The organism is Tannerella forsythia, assembly GCF_003860135.1.
GTDB lineage: Bacteria > Bacteroidota > Bacteroidia > Bacteroidales > Tannerellaceae > Tannerella > Tannerella forsythia_A.
Genome location: NZ_RQYN01000142.1, coordinates 1 through 659 on the forward strand (window position 1 = coordinate 1; position 659 = coordinate 659).

The following is a 659-nucleotide window of genomic DNA, read 5'->3' on the forward strand; positions in this document are numbered from 1 at the left end:
TATTTCATTGTTTAGTTTTAGAAAAAGTAATTTTAGGGATTTTTCTATCATATGTTTTGCCTTACTATAACACTTTCCTTCTTTTTTAACCTTTTTAAATAATGTCTTATTCTGCTAATATAACGTTCGACTGTATAGGTCTCTGCCTTTGTTTGAATGTGTTTTACATTAGGAAGAAATTCCTTATAGCTCTTCCAATAGTCAGAATAATACACAGATGCGGGAATGTTTTTTATTTTTTGCCAAAGCTTCATTTTTGTATCTGTGCTTCTGTCCCCACAGACAAAAGAGATAAATCGTTTTCCAAATCGATCAACAGCAATCCATACCCAACAGTAGTTTTTTTTGAACCTATATATGTGTGCATTTCATCTAATTCAACAACTGAAACAGGCTCCTCTTTTTGTGGTAAAGCAACCCTTTCACCTCATTCTTTTACCCAATAGTAAACGATTGTATGACTTATTTTCAATATGCGTCCGATTGCTCTAAAACCTAAGCCCTCCAAGTACATCTCCAAAGCTAATCTACGAGTAGCAGCTGATTTTATATTAGATTTCTGTTGAACTGTATAACGATAATGACAATCTTTACAATAATGGCGCTGACGACCACCAATAAAGCCATCTTTACGATGATTTATGCTTCCACATCTTGGA

At 33.7% G+C, this 659-nt stretch carries 1 pseudogene; it reads right to left on the reverse strand.

Going from position 1 to position 659, the window contains the following annotated elements:
- Positions 1-659: pseudogene (locus EII41_RS13690) on the reverse strand (IS1 family transposase); the annotation flags it as partial.